This is a genomic window from Amycolatopsis jiangsuensis (assembly GCF_014204865.1).
Classification (GTDB): domain Bacteria; phylum Actinomycetota; class Actinomycetes; order Mycobacteriales; family Pseudonocardiaceae; genus Amycolatopsis; species Amycolatopsis jiangsuensis.
On the sequence record NZ_JACHMG010000001.1, the window covers coordinates 3,959,446 to 3,984,437 of the forward strand.

21 protein-coding genes are annotated in these 24,992 nt (G+C 69.5%); 8 read left to right on the forward strand and 13 right to left on the reverse strand.

Going from position 1 to position 24,992, the window contains the following annotated elements:
* The first annotated feature begins 17 nt into the window (after window positions 1–17).
* Window positions 18–1,139 carry a DNA glycosylase AlkZ-like family protein gene (locus BJY18_RS17315; protein WP_184780964.1) on the forward strand — a complete coding sequence of 374 codons (1,122 nt, stop codon included), beginning with the start codon at window positions 18–20 and terminating at the stop codon, window positions 1,137–1,139.
* A 9-nt stretch (window positions 1,140–1,148) separates the two neighbouring features.
* Window positions 1,149–2,105, forward strand: coding sequence for a prenyltransferase/squalene oxidase repeat-containing protein (locus BJY18_RS17320; protein ID WP_184780965.1), 957 nt, complete (start codon window positions 1,149–1,151; stop codon window positions 2,103–2,105).
* 37 nt (window positions 2,106–2,142) lie between these two features.
* Here BJY18_RS17320 and BJY18_RS17325 read toward each other — a convergent pair whose 3' ends face one another.
* Both BJY18_RS17325 and BJY18_RS17330 read right to left on the reverse strand, forming a co-directional pair.
* Window positions 2,143–3,483 carry a 6-phospho-beta-glucosidase gene (locus BJY18_RS17325; RefSeq protein ID WP_184780966.1) on the reverse strand — a complete coding sequence of 447 codons (1,341 nt, stop codon included), beginning with the start codon at window positions 3,481–3,483 and terminating at the stop codon, window positions 2,143–2,145.
* On the reverse strand, window positions 3,480–4,256 hold the full coding sequence (locus BJY18_RS17330) for a DeoR/GlpR family DNA-binding transcription regulator (protein WP_184780967.1): 777 nt from the start codon (window positions 4,254–4,256) through the stop codon (window positions 3,480–3,482). The genes BJY18_RS17325 and BJY18_RS17330 overlap by 4 nt, the downstream gene beginning before the upstream one ends.
* Before the next feature lie 200 nt (window positions 4,257–4,456).
* On the opposite strand from BJY18_RS17330, the gene BJY18_RS17335 reads away from it, so the two are divergent.
* From BJY18_RS17335 to BJY18_RS17355, 5 genes are read left to right on the forward strand one after another with little or no spacing between them, the layout of a single operon-like run.
* Window positions 4,457–5,425, forward strand: a complete 969-nt coding sequence (locus BJY18_RS17335; RefSeq protein ID WP_184780968.1) for a carbohydrate kinase family protein — start codon at window positions 4,457–4,459, stop codon at window positions 5,423–5,425.
* Window positions 5,422–6,759, forward strand: a complete 1,338-nt coding sequence (locus BJY18_RS17340; protein ID WP_221457795.1) for an extracellular solute-binding protein — start codon at window positions 5,422–5,424, stop codon at window positions 6,757–6,759. The genes BJY18_RS17335 and BJY18_RS17340 overlap by 4 nt, the downstream gene beginning before the upstream one ends.
* The gene (locus BJY18_RS17345; RefSeq protein ID WP_246458894.1) at window positions 6,756–7,682 is read left to right on the forward strand and encodes a carbohydrate ABC transporter permease; all 927 of its coding nucleotides are present in this window, start codon (window positions 6,756–6,758) and stop codon (window positions 7,680–7,682) included. The genes BJY18_RS17340 and BJY18_RS17345 overlap by 4 nt, the downstream gene beginning before the upstream one ends.
* On the forward strand, window positions 7,679–8,503 hold the full coding sequence (locus BJY18_RS17350) for a carbohydrate ABC transporter permease (protein WP_184780969.1): 825 nt from the start codon (window positions 7,679–7,681) through the stop codon (window positions 8,501–8,503). Before BJY18_RS17345 ends, BJY18_RS17350 begins: the two co-directional genes overlap by 4 nt.
* A 37-nt stretch (window positions 8,504–8,540) precedes the next feature.
* Window positions 8,541–9,911, forward strand: coding sequence for a cellulase family glycosylhydrolase (locus tag BJY18_RS17355; protein ID WP_184780970.1), 1,371 nt, complete (start codon window positions 8,541–8,543; stop codon window positions 9,909–9,911).
* Here the strand turns inward: BJY18_RS17355 and BJY18_RS17360 are convergent.
* The 9 genes from BJY18_RS17360 to BJY18_RS17400 all read right to left on the reverse strand — a co-directional run bounded on the left by BJY18_RS17360 (window position 9,890) and on the right by BJY18_RS17400 (window position 21,526).
* Window positions 9,890–10,537, reverse strand: a complete 648-nt coding sequence (locus BJY18_RS17360; RefSeq protein ID WP_312873870.1) for a formylglycine-generating enzyme family protein — start codon at window positions 10,535–10,537, stop codon at window positions 9,890–9,892. The genes BJY18_RS17355 and BJY18_RS17360 overlap by 22 nt on opposite strands.
* Before the next feature lie 11 nt (window positions 10,538–10,548).
* Entirely contained in the window at window positions 10,549–11,676 is a 1,128-nt protein-coding gene (locus BJY18_RS17365; RefSeq protein WP_184780971.1) for a uroporphyrinogen-III synthase, read from the reverse strand.
* On the reverse strand, window positions 11,673–11,999 hold the full coding sequence (gene nirD, locus BJY18_RS17370; RefSeq protein WP_184780972.1) for a nitrite reductase small subunit NirD: 327 nt from the start codon (window positions 11,997–11,999) through the stop codon (window positions 11,673–11,675). The genes BJY18_RS17365 and nirD overlap by 4 nt, the downstream gene beginning before the upstream one ends.
* Window positions 11,996–14,500 (reverse strand): nitrite reductase large subunit NirB, encoded by a 2,505-nt coding sequence (gene nirB, locus BJY18_RS17375; protein WP_184780973.1) that lies wholly within the window; start codon window positions 14,498–14,500, stop codon window positions 11,996–11,998. The genes nirD and nirB overlap by 4 nt, the downstream gene beginning before the upstream one ends.
* 1 nt (window position 14,501) lies before the next feature.
* Window positions 14,502–15,857, reverse strand: coding sequence for an MFS transporter (locus BJY18_RS17380; protein WP_246458898.1), 1,356 nt, complete (start codon window positions 15,855–15,857; stop codon window positions 14,502–14,504).
* Window positions 15,858–15,892: 35 nt separating this feature from the next.
* Window positions 15,893–17,311, reverse strand: coding sequence for an FAD-dependent oxidoreductase (locus BJY18_RS17385; protein ID WP_184784670.1), 1,419 nt, complete (start codon window positions 17,309–17,311; stop codon window positions 15,893–15,895).
* Window positions 17,308–19,350 (reverse strand): molybdopterin oxidoreductase family protein, encoded by a 2,043-nt coding sequence (locus tag BJY18_RS17390; protein WP_184780975.1) that lies wholly within the window; start codon window positions 19,348–19,350, stop codon window positions 17,308–17,310. The genes BJY18_RS17385 and BJY18_RS17390 overlap by 4 nt, the downstream gene beginning before the upstream one ends.
* A 117-nt stretch (window positions 19,351–19,467) precedes the next feature.
* Entirely contained in the window at window positions 19,468–20,265 is a 798-nt protein-coding gene (locus tag BJY18_RS17395; protein ID WP_184780976.1) for a TIGR02569 family protein, read from the reverse strand.
* 115 nt (window positions 20,266–20,380) lie between these two features.
* A complete protein-coding gene (locus BJY18_RS17400) occupies window positions 20,381–21,526 on the reverse strand; it encodes an FAD-dependent oxidoreductase (protein WP_184780977.1) in 1,146 nt (381 codons plus the stop codon).
* Window positions 21,527–21,694: 168 nt separating this feature from the next.
* Here BJY18_RS17400 and BJY18_RS17405 point away from each other — a divergent pair, with 168 nt between their 5' ends.
* Window positions 21,695–22,288, forward strand: coding sequence for a TetR/AcrR family transcriptional regulator (locus BJY18_RS17405; protein ID WP_184780978.1), 594 nt, complete (start codon window positions 21,695–21,697; stop codon window positions 22,286–22,288).
* Between the two features lie 206 nt (window positions 22,289–22,494).
* Here BJY18_RS17405 and moeZ read toward each other — a convergent pair whose 3' ends face one another.
* Together moeZ and BJY18_RS17415 are read right to left on the reverse strand one after the other, a co-directional pair.
* On the reverse strand, window positions 22,495–23,676 hold the full coding sequence (gene moeZ / locus BJY18_RS17410) for an adenylyltransferase/sulfurtransferase MoeZ (protein WP_184780979.1): 1,182 nt from the start codon (window positions 23,674–23,676) through the stop codon (window positions 22,495–22,497).
* A 111-nt stretch (window positions 23,677–23,787) separates the two neighbouring features.
* Window positions 23,788–24,969 (reverse strand): DUF3152 domain-containing protein, encoded by a 1,182-nt coding sequence (locus BJY18_RS17415; protein WP_184780980.1) that lies wholly within the window; start codon window positions 24,967–24,969, stop codon window positions 23,788–23,790.
* Between the last annotated feature and the right edge of the window lie 23 nt (window positions 24,970–24,992).

Below are 24,992 nucleotides of genomic sequence, written 5' to 3' on the forward strand. Positions count from 1 at the left end.
CGGAGGAGAAACCCACCATGGTGGAAGTGTCGCGGGAACAGGCGCTGGCCTACCGGATCGCCGAGCACGGCCTGCACCGGCCCGTCGAGGACGTGAACGCGCTGCCGTTGCTGGACCTCGGCCTGCAGGACAGCCTGCGGGACACCGCGCTGCTTTCGCTCGCCGCACGGGTTCCCGGGCCGGTCACGCCGGGAGCGCTCACCACCGACCCGCGGCTCGCCCTCGTGTGGTCGCACCGCGGCGCGCCGCATTTCCACCGCCGGACCGACCTTCCGGAGCTGGCGGCGTCGCTGGTTCCGCTCGACGATGCTGATGCGCTGTCCAGGATGTTGTGGCAACGCAAGGAACTCCAGCAGACCGAACTGTCCGCAGTGGACGTTCTCTTCACCACCGCGCGGGCGATCCGCACGGTGGTGAAGGGGCCGATTACCAAAGGCGCGGTGAGTACGGCGATCACGAAACTGCTGCCACCGTCGTTCGCCCGGTGGTGCCGTGTCTGCGGCGCCACCCATGTGCACGAGCAGCTCATGCGGCTGGCGACCATCCACGCTGGAGTGCGGCTGGAAGCGGACCGGCGCCCGGCGACGCTCGCCCCGCTGGAGGACCGCGGCCGGCCGGCGACCCGCCCGTCCCCGGCGGCCACTGCCCGGGTTCTGGAGCGGTACCTGCGATTCAACGGACCGGCGACGCCCGGGGACGCGGCCGGGTTCACCGGCTCCGCGCGCGCGAGCGTGACCGGGATCTGGCCCGCGGACCGGCTCACCGAGGTCCACATGGCCGGGCGGCGCGCCTTCGTGCCCACGGATCGGCTGTCCGCGCTGGAAAACCCGCCGACCCCCGAAGGGGTGCGCCTGCTGCCGCCTCTCGACCCGTTCACGCAGGGGCGCGACAAGGCGCTGCTCGTACCGAACAAGGGCCGCGCCAAGGAGGTCTGGAAGATCCTCGGCAGCCCCGGTGCGCTGCTGGTGAACGGCGAGATCCCGGGCGTCTGGCGGACGAAGGCGAGCGGCAAGCGGCTGACGTTCACCATCACCGCGTTCGATCCGCTGCACGGTGCCGTTCGCGCGGAAGCGGAAGCGGAGGCCGCACGGGTGGCTACTGCTCGTGGTTTTCCGGATTTTGTCGTGGCCTGGACTTAGAGTCGGCGCATGACGGTACTCACCTGGCTGCTCGATTCCGATCCGGCATTGCGCTGGCAGGTCGAACGGGACCTGGCCGGCGCCGCACCGGAGGTGTGGGAAGCGACCCGGGCACGCGTGGCGACAGAGGGGTTCGGCGCGCGGCTGCTGGCGCTTCAGGGGTCCGACGGTCAATGGGCAGGCGGTGCGTACTTCCCCGCCGATTTCGCTTCCCGCGCACAGAAAACCGGCCAGCCGTGGACGGCGACCACGTGGTCACTGTGCTCCCTGCGGGAATGGGGCGTGGACGCCTCGGCGCTGCGCGGCACGGCCGAGCTGCTGGCCGAGAACAGCCGCTGGGAATACGAGGACCTGCCGTACTGGGGTGGCGAGGTCGACTGCTGCGTCAACGCCTGGACGCTGGCGAACGGCCTCTGGCTCGGCGTCGACGTCAGCGGGCTCGTCGAGTGGTTCGTCGAGCACCAGCTGCCCGACGGCGGCTGGAACTGCGAATGGGTCGAGGGCTCCACCCGCTCCTCCTTCCATTCCACCCTCAATTCGCTGAAAGGCCTCCTCGCCTGTCACCAAGCGACCGGCGGAACGGGCGCCACCCTGGCCGCGCAACGCGCCGGGGAGGAGTACCTGCTGGAGCGCGCGCTCATCCGGCGGCGGTCCACCGGCGAGCAGGTGGGCCCGTGGGTGGAGCGCTTCGGGTACCCGTTCCGCTGGCTCTACAGCCTGCTCAACGCCGCTTCGTACCTCCGCGAAGCGAGCCTCCTCACGGGCGCGCCACCGGATCCGCGGATGACGGAAGCGATCGAACGCATCCGCGCGGCCCGGCAACCCGACGGCCGATGGCTCCAAAATGGACCGTTACCCGGCGACGTGTGGTTCGAGACCGACGCACCGGCGGGCGAACCGTCGAAGTGGCTGACCCTGCACGGAAGCCGGGTCCTCGACTGGTGGGAGCAGACCCGGGTCTCGTGAGCGGTGGCGACTCCCCGCGTACCAGATGCAAGGCCGGCTACCGGGTCAGCACCGCTCCGACCTCCGGAATCCGGTTCATGTAGCCGGTCACCAGCGCGTCGGCCACGGCCACGCTGTCCACCAGCGGGTGCAGCGCGAACGCTTTGCGCGCAGCGACTTTCGAACCGCTGAGCGCGGCGCCGATGATGTGCCGCTCGACGTCCTTCACCTGCGACATCAAGCCCAGCTGGTGGAGGTCGGGCCGGGCGGTGGTCAACGGGTGGACACCGTTCGCGTCGACCATCGCCGGCACCTCGACCACCGCATCGGAGGGCAGGCCTCCGATCGTGCCGTTGTTGCGGACGTTGAGGATCATCGTCTGCCGTTCGTTGCGGCTGATCGCGGCCATGACGCCGAGCGCGACTCCCGCGTAGCCCTGGTCTCCCTCGTCGCCGACGTCCTCGCGGCCGTCGCCGCGACGCGCCTCGGGCATGTACGTGGCGGAGCGCCGCGCCACGGTCGATCGCCACAGATCGGCGACCCCGACACCGTGCCCGCGGGCAGCACGGTAGAAATCCTCTTGGGACGCTTGGAGAAAATCGCCGCGGGTGGTGCCGGATTCGAGGATGTTGCGCACCGCGTCGCGGGTGAAGTAGTAGTAGAACAGGTACTCGTTCGGCAGCACGCCGAGCGAACGGATCCACTCGCGGCCGAAGACCTTCCCCTCCTCCAGCGAGCCGAGCAGGTCGTCGTCGGCCAGCAGAGCGGGCAGCACGTCGCGGCCGTCGCAGAGGATCCGGCGCATCCAGCCGAGGTGGTTCAGCCCGACGTAGTCCAGCTGGATCCGCGCGGGGTCGAGCCGCAGCAGGTCCGCGACCCGGCGGCCGAGCCCGGACGGTGTGTCGCAGATGCCGAGCACGCGGTCGCCGAGCACCGCCTGCATCGCCTCGGTGATGATGCCGGCGGGGTTGGTGAAGTTCATGACGTAGGCGTGCGGCGCGAGTTCCTTGATCACTTCGGCCGCTTCGACCATCACCGGCACCGTGCGCAGCGCGTACGCCAGGCCGCCGGCACCCGTCGTCTCCTGGCCCAGCACCTCCAGCTCCAGCGCGACGTGTTCGTCGCAGCGCCTGCCCTCGAGGCCGCCGACGCGCAACGCGGCGAAGACGAAGTCGCTGCCGTCCACCGCGGCCCGCAGATTCGTGGTCGGCTTCAGCACCGGCGGATCCGGGAAGCCCGTGGCCATTTCGGTGAGGATCGCGACCATCGTGGCGAGTCGCTGCTCGTCGACGTCGTACAGCGCGACCTCGTCGACCCGCGGGGAACCCTGATCGCGCAGCAACGCCTGGTAGACGTTCGGCGTGCGGAATCCGCCACCGCCGAGCACGCACAGTTTCATGCGACGACGACCTCTCCGCCCGCGGTGCGGCACAGGTCGAGCGTGGCCGCCGGGGCGCTCGTGGTGGTGACGAGCACGTCGATGTCCTCGAGTGAGCACAACCGCAGCGCGCCGGTGCCGGGGAACTTGGTTTCCGAGGCGAGCAGCACGACCTTGTCCGCGGCGGCGATCATGGACTGCTTGATCGGAGCCTCCACCGCCATGTTGTCGACCACCGCGCCGCCGGGCCGCACGCCGGTGCAGGAAAGGAACACGAGGTCGGCGGTCACCTGGCGCAGCGCGAACTCGGTCAGCGAGCCGACCAGCGTGCGGTAGTTGCGGCGGACCACGCCGCCGAGCAGCACCACGCGGACCGTCCCGTCATCGCGCAGTTCGTCGAACACGGCCAGGTTCGAGGTGATCACCGTGATGTCCCGGCCGCGTAAGCGGCGGGCAAGGATCGGCGTGGTGGTGCCGATGTCGAGCAGCACCACACTTCCGTCCGGCACCATCGCGGCCGCCGCGTCGGCCAGCCGGGTCTTGAGATCGACGTCGGTGGTCTCGTCGAACGGTTCCTCGACCTCCCCCGGCCCGCTGTCCTGCACGGTGGCGCGCGGTTTGAGCACCGCGCCGCCGTAGGTGCGGGTCAGCTCACCGTTGCGGTCGAGGATTTCCAGGTCGCGCCGGACGGTCGATTCGCTGACCGACAGCACTTCCGCCAGCTCCCGCACGGAGGCCGCGCCAGAGCTGCGCAGCGCGCGCATGATGTGGTCTTGCCGTTCCCGCAGGATCATGCCGCCACTCTAGCGCGTTCTGCGCGAGTTTGAGCAACTTCGAGCAGGCCCGACCGACCGAGTCGCGCAGACTTAACAAAACTCGGTCAAACGGGTACCGTCCTGCGCACAGTCGAGCGTCATGCCGGGCATCGGATGCTGAAGTTCGCGCAAACCCGCCCAGTATCGCCCGGAAACTCCGCAACGACGAGGAGGGTTTCGTGGCCGCAGCAGGCCCCACCGCGGGTACTGACCTGCTCTTCACCGGCGACGTGTTCTGTGACCTGGTGTTCGCCGGCGTCGAGGTGCCCGAGATCGGCGCCGAGGTCTACGCGCAGGGTTTCGCGATCACGCCGGGCGGCGTGGCGACCCGCGCGTTCGCGGCGGCGCGGGCCGGTGCCACGACGAAAATCCTCGGCCGGCTCGGCGACGATCCGCTCGGCGCGCACGTGCTCGCCGTCCTCGCCGCCGAACCCGACCTCGGCACCGACCTGATCGACCAGGTCGCGGGGCAGACCCCGGTCAGCGTCTCGCTCACCGGCAGCCGCGACCGCAGCTTCGTCACCTATCGGGAGCCGCTCGGCTCGCGCGAACTCCCGGACGACCACGGCCCGATCGGCGCGGTGCATGTCGGGGTCGAGCAGAAGCTCCCGGCCTGGGTCGCGCGCCTGCGTGACGCGGGAACCACGATCGTCGGCGGCGTCGGCTGGGACCACACTGGACAGTGGGCGGCCGAAGTGCTGGACCGGCTCGCCGAGGTGGACGTCTTCGTGCCGAACGACGTGGAGGCGATGCGGTACACCCGCACCGACGACGCGGTGTCGGCCGCGAAGGTGCTCGCCGAACGGGTTCCGCTCGCCATCGTCACCCGCGGACGGGACGGCGCGGTCGCCGTCGACTCCGCGACCGGCGCGATGACCGAGGTTCCCTCGATCCCGGTCGACGTGGTCGACTCGACCGGGGCGGGAGACGTGTTCGTGGCGACGTTCATGGCCGCCGCCCGTTACGACTGGACGCTGACCGAGCGGTTGCGCTTCGCGGCTCTCAACGCCGCGATCTCCGTCACCGGGCACGGCGGAGCCGTCAGCGCGCCGCGTCCCGGCGAGCTCGCCGCCTTCCTGCACGAACACCGCCCGGACGGCGACTGGTCCTTCGCCGGTCTCGCGACCACCCGAGGAGAGGATCGATGATGAACCGCCGCACCACGGTTCCCCTGCTGGCCGCCGCCGCGCTCGTCGTCTCGCTGACGTCGTGCGCGCCCGGCGGCTCCGCGCCCGCCGCCGCCGACCTGGGTCCGGTGTCCAAGAACGTCGGCACCGAGAAGATCACCCTCACGGTCTGGGACCAGAACACCGACCAGGGCATCGACCGTGCGCAACGGGAGCTCAACAAGGCCTTCGAGCAGAAGTACCCGAACGTCACCATCGATCGCGTTTCCCGTGCCTTCAACGATTACAAGGCCACGCTGAAACTCGCGCTCTCCGGCGAGCAGCCGCCTGACGTCGTGCAAGCGAACCAGGGTTACCCGGACATGGGTGCCTTCGTGAAGGCCGGGCTCCTGCGTTCGCTCGACGATTACGCCAAACTGTACGGGTGGGACCGGTACTACCCGGCGAGCCTGCTGAAACTCAATTCCTTCTCCCGTGACGGCAAAAACTGGCAGGGCGACCAGCTCTACGGCATCTCGCAGACCGGCGAGCTGATCGGGCTGTACTACAACCCTTCGGTGCTGGCGAAGGCGGGGATCGACCATCCACCGGCCACTGTGGACGAGCTGACCGCGGACCTCGCGAAGGTCAAGACGACCGGCACGGTGCCGCTCAGCTACGGGGATCTCGAGAAATATCCGGGCATCCACCTCTACGGTTTCCTGCTGTCCGCGCTCGCCGGCCGCGACAAGGTCAACGACCTGGTCAAATCGGCCGACGGCTCGTGGACCGGTCCGGAGGCGACCAAGGCCGCGCACACCCTGCAGGGCTGGCAGCGCGCCGGGTACCTGACCACCGGCGCGAACGGCATCAGCATCGACGACGCCGTTTCCTCTTTCCACAACGGGAAGTCCGCGTTCCTGGTCGCCGGCACCTGGTTCGAGGCCGACGCGCAGTCCCCGGACGCCCGGTTCACCGCGCTCACCCCGCCCGGTTCGCCGAACCCGGTCACCATGGGCGGCGAGGGCGTTTCCTGGGCCGTCACCACGAAAAGCCGTCATGCCGACGCCGCCGCGGCCTACGTCGACTTCATCGCGGGCAAATCCACCGCCGAGCAACTCTCGAAAGCCGGCAACCTGCCCATTGTGGAGCCGCGCACCCACGCGACCGGCGGGCTGGCCGAGGACATCGGGCACACCTACACCACGATCTCGAAAGCGGACGGGATCGCGCCCTACCTCGACTACACCACGCCGACCTTCTACACCACGCTGTCCGCCGCGCTGCAAGACCTCGTCGCGGGGCAGAAGACGCCGGAGCAGTTCACCCAGGCACTGGAACAGGACTACACCGAGTTCAAGAAGACCCGCGGATGACCATGCTGCGCGAGAAGAGCCCCGAACGCATCCCAGCGCCGCAGGTCCGCAGGAGCCGCCGCAAGAGCCGGGCGGGGTTCTTCTACGTCCTGCCCGCGCTCGTGGTCTTCGGGCTCTTCCTCGGATACCCGCTGCTGCAAACGCTGCAGTACTCGTTCTACGACTGGGACGGGCTTTCCGCCTCGACCTGGGCCGGCTTCAGCAACTACTTCTCGGTCTTCACCGACGCCGCGCTGCGCGACGCCTTCGGCCACGCGCTGGTGCTCATGCTGTTCTACGCGGTGGTGCCGATTGTCCTCGCGTTGTTCCTGACCGCTCTCATTTCCCGAGCGAACCGCTTGCGCGGCATGGGTTTCTTTCGCACGGTGCTGTTCCTGCCCCAGGTGATCTCGTCCGTGGTCGTGGCGACGATCTGGGTGTCGATCTACTCGCCGGACGGGCTGCTCAACGGGTTCCTGCGGATGGTCGGGCTCGGCTCGGTGACCCGGGTGTGGCTTTCCGACTATTCGCTCGCCCTGCCCGCGATCGGGTTCGTGGGAACCTGGGTCAACGTCGGGCTGTGCCTCGTCCTGTTCCTGTCCGGAGTCGGCACCATCGAGCCGTCTCTGTTCGAAGCGGCGCAGCTCGACGGCGCGAGGGCCGGACGCCAGTTCTTCGCGATCACCCTGCCCTCGCTGCGAGGACAGATCGCCGTCGCACTGACGCTCACGGTGGTCTCGGCGCTCAAGACGTTCGACCTGGTCTACGTGACGACTTCGGGCGGGCCGGGTACTTCGACCACCGTCCCCGCGTTCGAGGCGTACAACCGGGCCTTCACCACCGGGCAGGTCGGTTCGGGAGCAGCGGTCGCGGTCGTGCTGACCGCCGTCATCATGATCGTGACAGCGCTCATCAAACGAATCCAGCCGAAGGAGTCCGGATGAGACTGTCCACTCGGGAAAAGGTCGTCGACTACCTCATCCTCACGATCTTCGGCCTGACCGCGCTCGTCCCGCTCGTCGGAGTGGTCCTCTCGGCGGTGACTCCGCCCGTGGAAAACCACGGTGGATTCGCCCTGCCTTCGCGGATCGACCTCGGCAACTTCGGCGCGGCGTGGGCCGAGGGCCGGTTCGGGCAGTACCTGCTCTCCAGCCTGCTCGTCACCGCGGGCGTCGTCGTCCTCACCACGGTACTGGCGATCCTGGCCGGATTCGCCTTCGCGCGGCTCCGGTTCTTCGGCTCCGGCGTACTGTTCTTCGTGGTGCTGGCCGGGCTGATGCTTCCGGCCGAGGCGTTCGTGATCCCGCTCTACTTCAACCTTCGCACCGTCGGGCTGACCGACACCTACGCCGCGCTCATCCTGCCGCAGGCCGCGCAATCGCTGGGATTCGCGATCTTCTGGATGCGCAACCAGTTCCGCGCGTTTCCCACCGAGATCATCGAGGCGGCGAAGATCGACGGCGCCCGCGATCTGCGCGTGCTCTGGCGAGTGGTCGTGCCGCCGTCGCTCGCCTCGATCATGACCATGTGCCTGCTCGTGGCGATGTGGACGTGGAACGAATTCCTGCTGCCCCTCGTGCTCGTGAGCAGTGAGGACCATCGCACCGCACCGCTCGGGCTGGCCTTCTTCAAGGGCGCCCACCTGACCGACTACTCACTGCTGTCCGCGGGTGGCGTCATCGTCGCGCTCCCGATCGTGGCGGCTTACGTGTTCCTGCAGAAACGGTTCATCTCCGGGATGCTCAACGGCATCGGAACCCGGTGACGGAAGTCCTTTCCCACTCGAGAAAGCAGGTGCTCCGATGAGAAAACGCTGGTCCGTTCTCGCCGCCGCGGTCCTCGCCGCCGCGCTCACCCCGGCGGCTTCCGCCGCACCGGCCGCATCCGGCAGCGTCAGCGTCGATTTCGACCACCAGATCGCGACCTCGAGCAATCTGATGTTCGGGCTGTCCTCCTGGCCGAAACTCAAACCGGAGTACGCCTCGACGGTGGCCGACGCCGGCGTCACCATCCTCCGCTCGGACGTCTACCTCTACGACCTCATCCCGGACCGCGAGACGTTCGAGCGTCCGCCAGCGGACTGGAACTGGAATCCGGACGGCGAGAACGAAACCACGAACGAGAGCGATCTCGCCGCCTACCACGATGCCGGCCTCAAGCACATGCTGATCATTCACGGCTTCCCCGAGTGGATGGGCACCGAAGGTGCCGAGACCTCATGGGACGGCGACGACGATTCGCTCCCGATCACCGATTTCGACGCGCTCAAGGAGTCCTTCAAGCAGGTCTTCGCGCACTACCAGGACGACGTGGACTACTTCGAGGTGGCGAACGAGCCCGACCTCGAAATGGACTACGACGACTACGCGCACATCTACCGCGAAGCGCTGGCCGGCATGAACGAGGTGAGCGCGGACAAACCGGTCGGCCCGCAGATCGCGAGCGACGACGGCGACTGGTACGAGAAGCTGCTCTCCGATCCGGAGATCGGGCCGGACGTCCGGTTCGGGGACTGGCACTCCTACGGCGACGACAAGGCGAACGCGAACGCCGGGCGATGGCACGACATCAACGACGAGGCCGGCCGTTCGGACCTGCCGCTGTTCGTCACCGAATGGAACTTCTCACCCGACTTCGAGCAGGAAGGATCGATCAACTCGGACAGCCCGCAGGCGGTCTCCTTCGCCGGATGGCGCCTTTCGGGCATGATGGACGCCGGGGTCACCGGGGCGATGATCTTCGGCAGCAACGACGAACCCGACTCGTTCGACGCGTACCGGCGCCACCCGTTCGCCTTCGTCGACAGCGACGGCACCCTCTCCCCGAAGGCCGCCACGTTCCGGCTGCTCTCGAAGGACCTCGGCCTCGGCCGCGGAGAGAACAAGATCACGAACACCGGCGACGACGGCCTCACCAGCTCCTGCTCGGCAGTCAACGCAGCCGGTCAGCGTGTCGCCTGGGCGATCAACGACAGCGAAAACCCGGTGACGGCCGACCTCACGCTGGAGAACACCGGCGCGAACGGCGACGTCCAGCTCACCCATTACCTCGCCGCACCCGACAACGACGCCACCGCACCGGTGAAGACCGAAACGGCGACCGCGACCGACGGCACGGTCTCGACCACCATGGAGTTGCCGCCCTACTCCGTCTACGGCGTCGTCGTCGGCTGACCCGAGGCGGCCGGCACCGTCCTGGCCAGGCGGAAACCGACGTCGTCCACGCGGAAAGCGGGGTGGCTGCGGCGCCGCACGGACACCCGCACGCTCCAGTGTTCGTCCGCCCAGCCGCCCCCTTTCAGCACCCGGTACTCACCGTAGGTCGCGGGATCGTAGCGATCCCAGCACCAATCCCAGGTGTTGCCAAGCGCGTCGAAGACGCCCCAGGCGTTCGGCAGCTTCTCGCCGGGCTGATGCAGCCGGCCATCGGAGTTTCCCCGGTACCAGGCGATGTCGTCCAGGTCGCCGTAGCGCGGGCCCGCGGTACCTGCCCGGCAGGCATGCTCCCATTCCGCCTCCGTCGGCAGGCGATAGCCGGTGGCGGACCGGTCCCACTCCACATCGTCGCGCTCGATGCGGTAGGCCGAGGGCAATCCGTCCCGCACGGACTGCGCGTTGCAGAACCGCACGGCATCCCACCAGGACACCTCGACCGCCGGCAGCTCCCCGCCTCCGTCATACAACGATCGCGTGACCGGTGTCGCGCCCAGCTCGAACGCCGGGACGTCGACAGTCCAGCTGCTTTCTGTCCGCCGGTCGGTGAGAGTCACGGCTCCCGGCGGAATGGGGAGCATCCGCACAGGCGTCCACATTAGCCGACCGGCTCCGAGCCGTCCGCCGGATCCACCGCCAGCCGGTAACCGCGTTTCACCACCGTCTGCACCAGCCCCGCCCTGCCCAGCGCGGTCCGCAATCGGCCGATCGCGGTCTCGACCGCGTGCGCTTCACCGCCTGAGGGCAACTCCGCCGACAACTCCCGGCGTGGCACGACACGCCCAGGCTGCCGGGCGAGCGCACGCAACAACGCCATCGGCGCCGGAGCGATTTCCCGCCAGGCTCCGGCCACCAATGCACCGGTGCCGCGTACCTCGAGTGGGCAACCGGCGGGGTACATCGTGGGCGACCGCGCGGTCAACGAGTCGGCGACCGTCCGGGCCAGTGCGCCGATCCGCGACCGCGGTGGTTGGACAGTCGGAATGCCCAGCGCGGCAAGCGGGGCTGCGGCGACCGGGCCCACACAAGCCACGGTCACCCGGCTCGACAGTGCCTCGACCAGCGCGGCGAGCCGGCCCGTCCGGCGGGCGAAGGCGACCGTCGAGGCGGCGGCGGGCGCGCTGGTGAACGGCAAAGCGTCGATCGTGCCTTCCAGCACCGCGTCCAGCAGCCGGTCCAGCGGTCCCGGATCTGCCGGAGCGACCCAGCGGTACACCGGAACCTCGATCACCTCCGCACCCGAATGACGGAGGCCCTCCACGAAGTACGGCAGCGGCTCGCCGTGCAGCTGCACCGCGATGCGCTTTCGGTGCACTCCGGACGCCAGCAGGTGTTCCAGCAGTTCCGCGCTGCTCTCGGAAGCCGGCGCGTACTCCTCCGCCAGCCCCGCCGCCCGCACCGCTCCGGCAGCCTTCGGACCGCGGGTCAGCAACGACGCCGCGCCAAGGTGTTCGAGAACCTTTTCGCCGAGGCCCCATCCCTCCGCGGCCTCGATCCAGCCCCGGAACCCGATCCCCGTGGTCGCCACCACGGCGTCCACTGGGTACTCCAGCATCCGCATCGTGGCCGCGTGCAGTTCGGTGTCGTCGGCCAGTGGCACGATCCGGATCGCCGGTCCATACCGGACGGTCGCACCCTGGCGCACGAGAAGCGCGCCCAGCTCTTCGGCTCGGCGCGCCGCGGTGATCCCCACCGTGAACCCGGCCAGCGGCCGGACGTCGGTCACGGCCGGCCCACCTCGACCATCCCGTCGCGCACGCGCACCGGATACACCGGAACCGAGACCCCCTCCGCGTCCAGGCACTCCCCCGTGTTCAGGGAGAACCGTTCCTTGTAGACCGGCGATGCGACGACTGGCTCGCCCCCGGCGTCGCCGACGATCCCGCGCGACAACACGGCCGCACCACTGCGGGGGTCCCCATTGGACAGCGCGTACCAGCCTCCTGCATGGAACACCGCGACCTGCTGCCCGTCGACCAGCGCCGCGACTCCGGAGAAATTCGGCACGTGCGTCTCCGGGCACACCACGGTCCAGGTCGGCGGCGTCATCGTCGCACCTCCGGAACGCCCAGCAGTACCGGGACATTCTGTTCCCGCTCCGCACGGAACGAGATCGACGGGTCCGGAGTCCCCGGTGCGTTCACGAACGAACTGAACCGCGCCAGCTTGTCCGGATCCTCCAGTACTCCGCGCCATTCGTCGGTGTAGCCGTCGAGGTGTTTCGCCATCGCCGCGTCCAGGTTCTCGCAAATGCCCAGGCTGTCGTCCACGATCACCGCGCGCACGTGGTCCAGCCCGCCGTCCAGCTCCTCGATCCACGCGGCGGTGCGCTGCAGCCGGTCGGCGGTACGCACGTAGAACATGAGGAAGCGGTCGATGGTACGAACCAACGTCTCGGTATCCACATCGGACAGCAGGAGTTCGGCGTGTCTCGGGCTGGCACCGCCGTTTCCGCCGACGTAGAGGTTCCAGCCGTGCTCGGTGGCGATCACCCCGAAGTCCTTGCCCCTGGCTTCCGCGCATTCACGGGCGCACCCGGAGACTCCCGACTTGATCTTGTGTGGTGACCGCAGCCCGCGATAACGCAACTCCAGATCGATCGCGAGCGCGACGCTGTCCTGCACGCCGTATCGGCACCAGGTGGAACCAACACACGATTTGACCGTGCGCAGGGCCTTCCCGTACGCGTGCCCGGACTCGAACCCGGCGTCCACCAGCCGCCGCCAGATCTCCGGCAGCTGGTCCACAGTGGCGCCGAGCAGGTCGATTCGCTGTCCGCCGGTGATTTTCGTGTACAGCCGGAAGTCCTGAGCGACCTGGGCGATCACCATCAGCTTCTCCGGGGTGATCTCGCCGCCGGGGATCCGCGGCACCACCGAATAGCTGCCGTTGCGCTGGATGTTCGCGAGGAACCGGTCGTTCGTGTCCTGCAGGGTCAGTTGTTCACCGGCGAGGATGTGGCCGTTGCCGAGGGTCGCCAGGATGGAGGCCACCGCCGGCTTGCACACCGCGCAGCCGGTTCCGGTGCCGTACCGGCTGATCACCTCGCTGAAGGTGGTCATCTGCGTGGCGCGGATGATCTCGAACAGCTCGGCGCGCGACTGTCCGAAGTGCTCACACAACGCCTTCGACTGTTCGACTCCACAGGAGTCGAGGAGCTTGGTCAGCATCGGCACGCACGAGCCGCAGGACGTACCGGCGCGCGTGCAAGCTTTCAGCTTGCCGACCGAATCGCACCCTTCCTCGGTGATGGCGTGTACGAGCGTGCCCTTGGCAACCCCGTTGCAGGAACAGACCTGCGCTTCGTTCGGCAACGAATCGACACCGACCGCCGCACCTCCGCCGGCCGGAGCGAGCAATGCGCCCGCGTCCGCAGGCAGCCGGCGGCCGACCAAGGCGCGCAACGTGTTGTACTCCGTCGCGTCGCCGACGAGAACACCGCCGAGGAGCGTCTTCCCGTCGTCGGTGACCACGAGCTTCTTGTAGGTACCGGCCACGGCGTCGTTCACCGCGACCTCCAACGCACCCTCGGTCGCCGCGTGCGCGTCACCGAAGCTGGCCACATCGACGCCCATCAACTTCAGCTTCGTAGCCGTGTCCGGCTCGGCGAACGTGGCCGCGCCACCGGTCAGCTGTGCGGCCACGACCTCGGCCATCGCGTAGCCCGGCGCGACGATGCCGTAGACCCGGCCCTCGACGGCCGCGCACTCGCCGATCGCGTAGACCGACGGATCCGCGGTACGGCAGGCGGCGTCCACCAGCACCCCGCCCCGCTCGCCGACTGCCATTCCGGAGGAACGGGCGAGATCGTCGCGCGGACGTACTCCGGCGGAGAAGACGACCAGGTCCACGTCCAGCTCGGTGCCGTTGCCGAGGCGGGCGAGCAGCCGGGTCTCATCGGAGACGATCGCGTCGGTGGATGTTCCGGTGTGGACGGTGACGTCGAGGCTCGTGACGAGCCGCCGTAACAGGCCACCGCCGCCTTCGTCGATCTGCAACGGCATCAGCCGCGGCGCCATTTCCACGACGTGCGGTGACAGCCCCATGTCTCGCAATGCCTTGGCTGCTTCGAGCCCGAGGAGGCCACCACCGATCACCAACGCCGCCCGGCGTCCGCGGCCCGGTCGCTCAGCTGCCGCCCGGATGGCGTCGAGGTCTTCGATCGTCCGGTAGACGAACACGCCCGGAAGGTCGTGCCCGGGAACCGGCGGCACGAACGGACGTGATCCGGTCGCCAGTACCAGCTTGTCGTAAGGCTGCACATGCCCGGACGCGGTGGTCACGGTCTTCGCGTCCCGGTCCACCGCGACGGCCGTGTCGCCGAGCCGCAACTCCACGGCCTCGTCCCCGTCGTAGCCGGAGCCGGGCAACGCGAGTGCCGCCGGATCTCGATGCTCCACATAGGACGTGAGCGCCACCCGGTCGTAGGCGGGCCGGGTTTCCTCGGCCAGTACCACGATCTGCCACGCGCTGCGCGGGTCCGCCTCACGGACTGCTTCCACCAGCCGGTGCGCGACCATACCGTGCCCGACAACCGCGAGAGTGGGCATGTCAGAGCTCCGCCCCGGCCAGCGCCACCCGGCTGCTCCCCGCGGGTTTACGCAGGTAGACGACCCAGGTCACGCCCACGCATACCGCGTAGAAGACCAGGAACCCGATGAACGCGGGCACTCCGCTGTGCGCGCTGGCGAACGACTCCCGGAAGGCGAGGTTGATGAACAGTCCGCCCAGCGCACCGAGCGCACCCGCGAATCCGATCAGCGCCCCGGACAGCCTGCGTGCGTTGCGCAGCTCCGCGGCCTCGTCGCCACCGGCGACGATGGCCACCCGCGCCTTCGCCTGGAAAATCGCCGGGATCATCTTGTACGTCGAGCCGTTGCCGATCCCCGTCAACACGAACAACACGATGAAGGCAATGGTGAACAATGCCAGCGAGTTTGCCGAGGAAGCCAGTACCAGCACCACAGTGGCCAGCGCCATCGCGCCGAACGTCACGAAGGTGACCCGGCCACCACCGGTGCGGTCGGACAGCCAGCCGCCCAGCGGCCGGGACAGCGAACCGAGCAGCGGGCCGAGGAAGGTCACCGCGACCGCCTGCAACGGCGTTCGGCCGAACTGGTTCTGCAGTACCAAGCCGAACGCGAAGCTGTAGCCGATGAAGGAGCCGAACGTCCCGACGTACAACAGCGACATCACCCAGGCGTGTCCACTTCGGACGACTTCGCGCATCGCATTGGTGTCCCCGCGGACGGTGGCGAGGTTGTCCATGAACAACGCGGCACCCAGCGCGGCGAGCACGATGAGCGGCAGGTAGATGGAGAGCACGAGCCGCGGCGCGCTCGCCCCGGCCAGCCCGATCACGAGCAGGCCCACCAGCTGGATCACCGCCACGCCAAGGTTGCCGCCGCCGGCGTTGAGGCCCAGCGCCCAGCCCTTGTACCGCTCCGGGTAGAAGCTGTTGATGTTCGTCATCGACGACGCGAAGTTTCCGCCGCCGACGCCGCCCAGTGCGGCCATCACCAGGAACGTGCCCAGCGAGGTCGCGGGGTGCAGCACGATCGCGGTGAGCACCGTCGGCACCAGGAGCAGTGCGGCACTGACGATGGTCCAGTTGCGCCCGCCGAACTTGGCCACCGCGAAGGTGTAGGGAAGGCGCATCAGCGCACCGATCAGCGTCGGCGTGGACACCAGGAGGAACTTGTCCGCCGCGGAGAACCCGTAGGCCGGGCCCATGAACAGCACGACGACCGACCACAGTGTCCAGATCGAGAACCCGATGTGCTCGGCGAACACCGAGAACCACAGGTTGCGCCGGGCGATCCGCTTTCCGGTGTGTTCCCAGAACGCTTCGTCCTCGGGGTCCCAGCGCTCGATCCAGCGGGCGCCCCGATGGGCCGTGACGGTCATGGCGTCCTCCTCGGTGTACTGCAGGGAGTGCGGGATCATTGAGCGGCCAGCCAGTCCGCGACCGCACCCACCGTGTCGCGGCAACTACCGCAGCCGGTGGTGGCACGGGTGGTACGGACGAGCGCGGTCGCGTCGGTCGCGCCGCCGCGCCAGGCGTCGACCAGCCGTCCTTTTGTCACCGTGTTGCAACGGCAGATCAACGCCGACGACGGCAGTTCCGCGGGACTCGCCGCGGTCGCCGTGTCCGCGGGCAAGGCGCGGCCGAGCAGCACCGCGAGCCGGTCGTCCGGCACGGGGATGCCGCGGTCGTGCAACTGGGTCACGGTCGCGGCGGCGTCCGGCAGGCCGAGCAGGATCGCCCCGGTCACGCGGTTTTCGCGGACGACGAGCTTGCCGTAGCGGCCGCCGGACGGATCGTCGAGCGTGAGCACTTCGGCGCCCTCACCCGTCGCCTGCGCTTCACCGAGTGCGGCGAGATCGATGTCGCGCGCCTTGAGCCGGGTGACTGCCGCAGTGCCGCGGTATCGCGCGGCCGGGTCGGAACCGGTCAGCAGGTCGGCGAGCACGGCAGCCTGTTCCCACGCCGGCTGCACGAGCCCGGCCGGCGCGCCCTCGTGCTGAGCGCAGTCCCCCAGCGCGTGGATCCGCCCGTCGCTGGACCGCAGCAGGTCGTCGACGAGGATTCCACGGTCCACTGCCAGGCCGGCGGCCTCGGCGAGACCGGTTTCCGGCCGCACCCCGGCGGCGACGACCACGAGATCGGCCGGGACGAAGCTGCCGTCGTCCAGCTTGAGCCCGTCACCGGGCAGATGCCGCGCAGCCGTCACCTCGAACCGGAAACTCACGCCGAGCCCGGTGAGCCGGCGGGCGAGCACCCGCCCGGCAGCGGCGTCGACCTGCCGTTCCAGGAGGTGCACGCTGGGGTGGACCACCGTGACGTTCGCGCCCCGGCCCGCGAGCCCGCGCGCGGCTTCCAGGCCCAGCAGTCCGCCGCCGAGGACCGCGACCGGAGCGCCGGGACGCGCGACGTCGACGATCCGGCGGCAGTCGTCCAGAGTGCGGAACGCGACGACCTCCGGTCCCGGCTCCAGGCCTTCCACCGGCGGAAGCCACGGGCTCGCACCGGTCGCGAGGACCAGCGCGTCGTAGGTGTAAGAGCCGGTCGCGGTCTCCACGCGGCGAAGCGAGCGGTCGAGACCGGTCACCGGCGCACCGAGGCGCAGCTCGACCTTCGCGCGTGCGGCCCACTCGTCGTCGTGCAGGCGCACGGCCTCCGGGCTCAGCCCGCCAGCGACCACTGTGGACAACAGCACCCGGTTGTACGCCGGATGCGCCTCGGCACCGAGCACGGTGAGCCGGACGCGTTCGGCTTCCGGGTCACGGCGGCGGATCTCGTCGGCCAGCCGGGCGCCGGCCATGCCGTAGCCCGCGATGACGACGTGCCGCGCGCTCACGTGTCCGCCCTCGCCAGCGAAACCGCGCACACCTTGAACTCCGGCATCCGGCTCACCGGATCGAGTACCGGATTGGTGAGCAGGTTCGCCCGGCCTTCCCCCGGGAAGTGGAACGGGAGAAACACCAGATCGGGCCGCATCGACGGAACGCACCGCACCCGCGCCACCGTCTCGCCACGCCGTGACCGGACCACCGCGCGTTCCCCGTCGGCGAGCCCGGACCGTACCGCAGTGTCGGGATGCACCTCCACGAAAGCCTCCGGCACCACGGTGTTCAGCTCGGCGATCCGGCGGGTCTGGGCACCGGACTGGTAGTGCTGGAGCACCCGGCCTGTGGTGGCTTGCAACGGGAATTCCGCGTTCGACGGCTCCGCGGGTCCACTGTGGTCGACGGCAGTGAACCTGGCACGGCCATCCGAATGCGCGAAGCGGTCGAGGAACATCCGCGGCGTGCCGGCATGGTCCTCGGACGGCACCGGCCAATGCAAGGCTTCACCAGAGCGCAGACGTTGGTAGCTGGCACCGGAATAGTCCGCAGGACCGCCCTTCGAGGCGGCGCGCAGTTCATCGAATACGCTCTCGGCGGCGGTCGGGAACCGTTCGGCAGGCTGTCCCAGCCGAGTAGCCAATCCGTGCACCAGTCCGAGATCGGTGCGGACTCCCTCGGGCGGGTCGAGTGCCTTGCGACGCAGGAGAATCCGGCCTTCGAGGTTGGTGAGCGTGCCGTCCTCCTCAGCCCACTGCGTCACCGGGAACACCACATCGGCGATCGCCGCGGTCTCCGAGAGCACGAAGTCCGCCACCACCAAGAGATCCACTGAAGACAGTCGCTCTTGGACATGCTGCGCGCGAGGCGCAGACAGGACGACGTTGCTGCCGAAGACAAGCAGCGCCTTCGGGCCGCCGTCCCGCCCCAGCGAGTCGAGCAGCTCGGTCGCCGATCGTCCGGGCCCGGGCAGGCTTTCCGGCGTCACGCCCCACACCCGGGCCACGTGCTCGCGAGCCGCCGGATCATCGATCTTGCGGTACCCGGGCAACTGGTCGGCTTTCTGCCCGTGTTCGCGGCCGCCCTGCCCATTGCCCTGGCCGGTGAGGCAGCCGTAACCGGAACCGGCGCGCCCCGGCAACCCCAGCGCGAGAGCGAGGTTGATCCAGGCGCCGACCGTGTCCGTACCGGTGGCGTGCTGTTCGGTGCCGCGCGCGGTGAGGACGTACGCGTTCTCCGCTTGTGCCAGCAACTCCGCCGCGCGACGCTGGTCAGCAGCGGCCACGCCGGTCACGCGCTCAGCCCGCTCCGGCCACCAGGCAGCGGCAATCCGCCATGCCTCTTCGAAGCCACGCGTCCGCTCGTCCACATAGGACTTTCCGAGGTACCCTTCGGCGACCACGGCGTGCAGGATGCCCAGCGCCAGTGCGAGATCCGTGCCCGGAGCGGGTGCCAGGTGCAGGCTCGCCTGCTCCGCGGTCGGCGTGCGCCGCGGGTCGACCACGATCAGGTCCGCGTTCCGCAGATGCTGCAGGAACGGCGGCATCGTCTCGGCCGGATTGGCGCCGGCCAGCAGTACGGTACCGGCGCCGGCCAGGTCGGTGACCGGGAACGGCAGGCCGCGGTCGAGCCCGAACGCGCGCAGTCCCGCCGCGGCGGCCGACGACATGCAGAACCGGCCGTTGTAGTCGATGTTCCGCGTGCCCAGCGCGACCCGGGCGAACTTTCCGAGCTGGTAAGCCTTTTCGTTGGTGAGCCCGCCGCCGCCGAACACCGCGACCGCGTCCGCGCCGTGGTCGCGGCGCAGCCCGGCCAGCCGTCCGGCCACGAAATCCAGCGCCTCGTCCCAGCTCGCCGGGCGGAGTTCCCCGTTCCGCCGCAGCAACGGCGTGGTCAGCCGGTCGCCGGTGCGCAGCAGCTCCCCGGACGTCCAGCCCTTCTGGCAGAGCCCACCGGCGTTGACCGGGAAGTCGCGAGGGCCGACGCGGGTTTCGTCCATGCGCATCCCGCACTGCAGAGCGCAGTACGGGCAGTGCGTGTCGACGTGCGGCACGGGCGCTCCTCGGGTCGGATGACCCGACGTTAAGGAGGCTGTGTTACCCGGAACCGCGTCGAATGTTTCATGGAGTTGACATCGGCCGCGCCGCGCGGCCCACCGGCGCGTGAGCGGTCAGAGAACCGCGCTGACCTCACGGGCGGCGGCCCGCAGGCCGTCCAGCGCGGCACCGGTGGACCGCGGGTTCAGCGCGTGGGCCGCCAACCGGAACAACACCGCACGCAACAGCAACTGCGGCCACTCCGGCAGATGCGCCCACCGCTCCAGCAACGCCCCCGACGCCCCGCCCCAGGCCAGCGCATCGACGGCGGCGATCGCCGCACCCCACTCACCCGGCCGGTAGTACGGGACGAAGTCGACGACGCCGGGTGCCGCGTCGCCGTCGAAAAGCAGGCCGGCCAGCAGCTCGCCGTGCGCGATCTGGTGCGGCAGGCGCACCGGCCGCCGGGCCGGGGCCAGGATTTCGAACCAGCGGCCGCCTTTGGCCTCCGGCAACGGGCGGTCCAGTTCCTCCCAGGCGATACGGTCCGCCACCGCGTCGAGGTCGTCCCGCGCGGCGAGGAAATCCGGCCGCGGCAGATCCGCCGTCGCCCGGTGCAGCCGGACGGCGGCCAGCACCGACTCCTCGCAACGGTGCTCCGGGCTACCCGCGACGTACCGCCACGCCGACCAGCCTCCGACGACCCACCGGCCGTCCAGCGAACGCACCGGCTTCGCGATCCGCAGCCCTGGGTCGTCGGCGTAGTCGAGCGCCCGCGCCGTCCACAACGCGCGGGACCGGTCGGTGGCCGGTTTGAACACCAGGTCGCCACACCGCCACACCGCCGAATCCGGTACCGGCGACGCGGAATCGGGCGCACCGCCGAAAGCGGCGCGAACCCGCTCGGAAGGCCGTTCGAGAGTGGACCGCACAAACCCACACGGTACCGCCCGCACGGCCCACCTTCGGGAAGACTCGCTGGTCACGCGGCACAAAACTACGGTCTCACCGCGCGTGACATGTCGATCTCCCGTGACAGCTGCTCGGTCAGCGGTCGGCCGTGAGGTGGTGGTGGGCGTGATCCGGGGTCGGGGCGAGGAGTCCGTCGAGTCCCTCGGCGCATTCGCGGGCCACCCCGGCGGAGCGGGGCAGCATGACGTTTTCGTAGGCGTGGATGGCGTCGGCGATGCTGTCGCTGTCACGAAGCGCGAGGGCGAGTTCGGCGGCGTCGAGCATGGCCAGGTTGACGCCGACGCCGAGGGGCGGCATCAGGTGGGCGGCGTCTCCGAGGAGGGTGACCGTCGGATTGTGGGTCCACGTATGCGATATCGGCAGCGCGTACAGGGGTCGGTCGACGTACGGACCGTCGTTGTCCGTGATCATGCGCAGGAGCAGCGGGTCCCAGCCCGGGAACAGGTCGAGCAGGCAGGCGCGGGCGGCTTCGGTGTCCGTGAGGTCGATCCCGGCGGGGGTGTTCGCATCCCGTGGGACGCGTAGGGCGATGTAGACGCGAATGTGCTCCCCGCTGTTCCGCTGGGCCAGCAGTCCCCTGCCGCCGCTGATCGCGAAGGCGCTGCCCGGGCCGACCAACCGGCCCAGCTCCGGGTGGCGGGTTTCGACGTCGTCGAACCAGGCCTCGAGGAAGGTGACTCCGGTGTAGGCGGGGACGGCGTCGGACACGAGGGTCCGAACCCGGGAGAAGGCGCCGTCCGCGCCGATGACGAGGTCGGCGTCCGTGGTGGCGCCGCCGGCGAAGTGCAGTCGGCGGAGGCCGTCGACAGGTGCGGTGACTGTCCGCAGGTCGTGTCCCCACTGCACGGTGCCGGGCCGGAGCGAGTTCAGGAGCAGGTCCCGCAGGTCACCCCGGTCGATCTCCGGCTTGAACGTGTCGCCGGGGGCGGGAACGTCGTGGTGCCTGATGGCTCCGGTGTGGTCGGTCAGGCGCATCTCCTGACCCTCGGGGCGGGCCGCGGCGAGAAACTCCGCCAGCAGCCCGGCGTGCCGAAGGGCGATCTGGCCGTTGTCGGCGTGCAGATCGAGAGTGCCGCCCTGGTCGCGGGCATGGGCCTCGCGGTCGCGGTCGTAGACCGTGACGCGCAGACCGTGGCGTTGCAGGATGCGGGCGCAGGTCAGGCCGCCGGGGCCGGCGCCGATGACCGCGATCCGGGCTGCTCCGGGCGAGGGTGAGCGCATCGTCGGGCGTCCTTTCGTGGCAAGGAAGTGGTTCGGAAGGCAGCGCACCTCGTCTCGGACAGAGCCGGGGCGGATTCCGTGGACGAGATTCAAGGAACCACAATCGCTCACAAAGTGCAACTGTTAAACTTTGCTAGTCGGTACACCACGGTGTGTTAGGGTGGAGTGGTGACGCAGACCGTGGGACGCCGCGAGCGCAAGAAAGCCGCGACCCGCCAGGCTCTGGCGGATGCCGCGCTGCGCCTGTTCCTGGAGCGCGGGTACGACGCGGTAGGAGTGCGGGAGATCGCCGACACGGCGGACGTGTCGGTGACCACGCTGTTCAAGCACTTTCCCGACGGCAAGGTCGCGCTGGTGTTCGACGAGGAGACCGACCGCGAGGCCGCACTGGTCGCCGCCGTCCGGGACCGCCCCGCCGGATGCTCGATCCCGGCCGCCCTGCGGGACCATCTGCGGCAGACGGGGCGGGCCCTGCGCAACGCCGACCACCCGGGCTTCCAGGCGTATCGGCAGCTCATCGACAGCACCCCGGAGCTGCGCGAGTACGCCCGAGCTATGTGGCTGCGACACGAGGTCGCACTGGCCGACGCGATTGCCGCGGACAGTGGTCTTCCCACCGACGACGCAGTCTGCCGAGCCCTGGCCCACTTCGCCCTGGAAGCGGTCACCCTCGTGCGCGGACAGACCGGCGACGCCACCCTCGACCGGATCTTCGCGCTGCTGGAACACGGATGGAGCGCCGTCAGCTCGACCGCGCAGTGATCATCGGAAACGTTGCGGGGCCGGCGAACCGTCCTGTTCGTCGCGTGATCCGGCAAGCGGCCTCATCGGCCCCCACGCGGTCTTCTCGGCGGAAGCAGACGTTCGGCACGGCTCCGCCTCTCGACAGCCCTCCCGGCGAAGCAGAACGCGCAAAAAAGGCCTCCTTCCGGGAAACAAGTTCCCAGAAGGAGGCCTTCGCGGACTGCTCAGTAGGTGGGCAGGCTCGGGTCGACCTGGCGAGCCCAGGCCAGCACGCCGCCACCGAGGTGCGTGGCGTCCTTGAACCCCGCCGCGTGCAGGGCGGCCAGCGCCTCCGCCGAGCGCGCACCCGACTTGCAGTGCAGCACGATCGGCTTGTCCTGCGGCAGCTCGGCCAGTGCCTCGCCGGACAGGATCCGGTCCTTCGGGATCAGCGTGGCGCCCTTGATGTTCACGATCTCGTACTCGTGCGGCTCACGGACGTCGATCAGCGCGAAATCGTCGCCCCGGTCGAACTTCGCCTTCAGCTCCGCGGGGGTCAGCGTGCTGCCCGACGCCGCCTCGGTGGCCTCGTCCGACACCACCCCGCAGAACGCCTCGTAGTCGATCAGCTCGGTGATCTTCGGCGTCTCCGGGTCCTTGCGGATCTTGACCTCGCGATACCGCATCTCCAGCGCGTCGTAGCTGATCAGCCTGCCCAGCAGCGGATCGCCGATGCCGGTGATCAGCTTGATCGCCTCGGTCACCATGATCGAGCCGATCGACGCGCACAGCACACCCAGCACGCCGCCCTCGGCGCAGGAGGGGACCATGCCCGGCGGCGGCGGCTCCGGGTAGAGGTCGCGGTAGTTCAGGCCCCGGCCGTTCGGCGCGTCCTCCCAGAACACGCTCACCTGGCCCTCGAACCGGAAGATCGAACCCCAGACGTACGGCTTGCCCAGCAGCACCGCGGCGTCGTTGACCAGGTAGCGGGTGGCGAAGTTGTCCGTGCCGTCGAGAATCAGGTCGTACTGGCGGAAGATGTCCAGCGCGTTCGCCGACTCCAGCCGCTCGGTGTGCAGGTGCACCTTGACCAGCGGGTTGATCTCGGCGATCGACTCCTGCGCCGAGGCTGCCTTGAGCTTGCCCACGTCGGACTGGCCGTGGATCACCTGACGCTGCAGGTTCGACTCGTCGACCACGTCGAAGTCGATGATGCCCAGCGTGCCGACACCGGCCGCGGCGAGGTACAGCAGCGCCGGGCTGCCCAGCCCCCCTGCCCCGATCACCAGGACCTTCGCGTTCTTCAACCGCTTCTGCCCGGCCACCCCGACGTCCGGGATGATCAGGTGCCTGCTGTACCGGGCCACCTCTTCCTTGGTGAGCTCGGCAGCCGGCTCCACCAGCGGGGGCAGTGCCGTGTCTGACATCGGGTCCTCCATAGTCGCGCGGATCGCGTCTCAATCCCAGTATCCACAACGCACGCTGGCAAGCCCCGCTTCCCGGCGTCCGGATGGTGGGACGCGGGGTGCTTTGTTCCGCTACTGTCCCGCGGGCGTGGGATTCGGCCAGGCGTTCGGCACGCACACGCGGTGGTCCGCGGCGACCTTGCCCTTGTCCCCGCCGGGGATGTTGTTGAGCATCGCCACGTAGTCGTCGGCGACGCCGAACGACTGCTGCATCATCACCGGCGCCGGCTGGTCGTTGCCGGGGCAGCCGACGTGGTGGTTGCCCAGCGCGTGCCCGACCTCGTGGTTGATCGCGTACTGCCGATAGCCGGTCATGTCGGCGCCGTAGGCCTTCGCGCCCCGCACCCAGCGCGCCAGGTTGATCAGCACCCGGTCCATGCTGCTGCGGTAACAGGAGGCCTCGAACTTGATCTGGAACCCGCACGCGTCCGGCCGGTGGGTGGTGTTCGGCGTGGTGAGGCTCACCCGGAAACTGGGGTCGGGATAGCTCGAGTCGACCCGCTGCAGCCGGATCTTGCCGTTCCACGTCCAGCTCCGCGGATCCGACAGGATGCCCTCGACCGCGGTGGCGAAGCTGTCGTCCCCGGCGTAGCTGGCGGGATCGATCCCGTCCTCGGCCTCGACGGTGTAGGTGAACAGCTTGCCGCTCTTGCCGACCACGTCACCGGAGCCGGGCACGACGTGCCAGGTGCCCTTGCCCTCCTCGGTGTACGGGCCGCCGGTGGGCAGGTCCGCGGTGGGCACCTTCAGGTTCACCGGCTGCGCGGGGTTTTCGGGGATGCCGCCCCCGCTGTCGATGGCACCGGCCGTGGCGTCGCCGACCGCGGCCTCTCCGGAGCCGGGCGCACCGCCGGGCTCGGCCGGGCTGCCCGCCGTGTTGACCACGACCAGCACGGTGATCACCACGAGGATCGGCAGCGCGTAGACCCGCCAGCCGTAGGTTTTCACGAACGCCGCGAGCGTGGTCTTCTTCGTCGGCGGCTTGCGCCGGACGGGCTTCTCGTCGGCCTCGGGGGCCTCGGGCGAACCGTCGTGCGGTTGCCACGAGGCCTTCAGCGGCTCCGCGCTGGTACGGCGCGAACCGGGGCGGTAGCGGTCCTGGCCGACCCGCTCGGCGGGCCGCTTCGAGGGGCGGAACTGACCGACGCGCGGTGACCCGGTGTCGGTGAGCGACGAGTCCCGTGCCGGGGAACGCCGGGCCGGGCCGCCGGCCGAAGCCCGCCGGTCCTGCGCTTCCTGTGTCAGCCGGTCCACCGCTTCAGGGTGCCACACCGGCA

Excerpts from the sequence above, each read along its gene's own strand:
- BJY18_RS17380 (WP_246458898.1), bottom strand. The coding sequence starts at position 15,857 with ATGACCGTCACGGCCCATCGGGGCGCCCGCTGGATCGAGCGCTGGGAC.
- BJY18_RS17330 (WP_184780967.1), bottom strand. The coding sequence starts at position 4,256 with ATGATCCTGCGGGAACGGCAAGACCACATCATGCGCGCGCTGCGCAGC.
- BJY18_RS17315 (WP_184780964.1), top strand. The coding sequence starts at position 18 with ATGGTGGAAGTGTCGCGGGAACAGGCGCTGGCCTACCGGATCGCCGAG.
- BJY18_RS17355 (WP_184780970.1), top strand. The coding sequence starts at position 8,541 with ATGAGAAAACGCTGGTCCGTTCTCGCCGCCGCGGTCCTCGCCGCCGCG.
- BJY18_RS17320 (WP_184780965.1), top strand. The coding sequence starts at position 1,149 with ATGACGGTACTCACCTGGCTGCTCGATTCCGATCCGGCATTGCGCTGG.
- BJY18_RS17340 (WP_221457795.1), top strand. The coding sequence starts at position 5,422 with ATGATGAACCGCCGCACCACGGTTCCCCTGCTGGCCGCCGCCGCGCTC.
- nirB (WP_184780973.1), bottom strand. The coding sequence starts at position 14,500 with ATGCCCACTCTCGCGGTTGTCGGGCACGGTATGGTCGCGCACCGGCTG.
- nirD (WP_184780972.1), bottom strand. The coding sequence starts at position 11,999 with ATGACGCCGCCGACCTGGACCGTGGTGTGCCCGGAGACGCACGTGCCG.
- moeZ (WP_184780979.1), bottom strand. The coding sequence starts at position 23,676 with ATGTCAGACACGGCACTGCCCCCGCTGGTGGAGCCGGCTGCCGAGCTC.
- BJY18_RS17350 (WP_184780969.1), top strand. The coding sequence starts at position 7,679 with ATGAGACTGTCCACTCGGGAAAAGGTCGTCGACTACCTCATCCTCACG.
- BJY18_RS17400 (WP_184780977.1), bottom strand. The coding sequence starts at position 21,526 with ATGCGCTCACCCTCGCCCGGAGCAGCCCGGATCGCGGTCATCGGCGCC.
- BJY18_RS17345 (WP_246458894.1), top strand. The coding sequence starts at position 6,756 with ATGACCATGCTGCGCGAGAAGAGCCCCGAACGCATCCCAGCGCCGCAG.
- BJY18_RS17325 (WP_184780966.1), bottom strand. The coding sequence starts at position 3,483 with ATGAAACTGTGCGTGCTCGGCGGTGGCGGATTCCGCACGCCGAACGTC.